General features: G+C 66.2%; 1 protein-coding gene. It reads right to left on the reverse strand.

Going from position 1 to position 746, the window contains the following annotated elements:
- Positions 1–106 precede the first annotated feature (106 nt).
- The coding region (locus CAPSK01_RS11055) for a phosphopantetheine-binding protein (protein ID WP_273703519.1) at positions 107–746 on the reverse strand (640 nt) is incomplete at its 5' end.

The raw sequence follows: 746 nt of genomic DNA on the forward strand, positions 1-746 counted from the left end.
AAAATCGGGCGGCACTGTGCTTGCACCCGGCCTGGAAGCCCTCCGGGGCGCAGCAGATCGCGCCAAATGCGTGCGTCGGCGGACGGGTGTTCGAGAGCTGATTCGTCTATCCGGCACGAATTTTCCTCTTCAAGGCCCCGAACAGGCCACCCTTACGCTGCGGCGCCGGTGTGCTTGCCGGCATGGCCACACTTGCTGCGGCAGCCGGAGGCTCTGCCGGGGCAGCCGCTGCGGCGGGTCGTCGTTGCGCAGCTTGTCTTTCCTCGCATTGGGCGGCGAGCTGAGCGAGGGTCTGGAACATGATTTCGCGTGGATTGAGGACGATTCCGTAGCCGGCCTTGAGGCGGGCGATGACGTCCATCAGGAGCAGTGAGTCGCCACCCAGGTCGAAGAAGTTGTCCTGCGCAGCAATCTGGCTGACGCCGAGGACGTTTTCCCAGATGCGGGCAATCGCCGTCTGCATGGCAGTGGCGTAGGTGATGCTCGGTGTGGCGTCGGCCATCGGGGTGGCGGCAGCGCGCGGCTTGCGTTTGACCCATTGCTCGACGCGCGTCGGGAGATCGCTGGTGGATACCAGCACCTGTGCGCCGAGGTCAGCGCCGAGGATACGGCGGAAGGCATCCACCCCCTCTGCGGTGGACATCGCCAGGGTATTGACGACCGCGCCCATGCCGTGCCTGCCCGCGCTGGCAGCGGAGAGCCAGGCATCCCAGCCGATGGACAGCCAGGCTGGACCAGGTTGTCGC

This window comes from Candidatus Accumulibacter vicinus (genome assembly GCF_000584955.1).
Taxonomy (GTDB): Bacteria; Pseudomonadota; Gammaproteobacteria; order Burkholderiales; family Rhodocyclaceae; genus Accumulibacter; species Accumulibacter vicinus.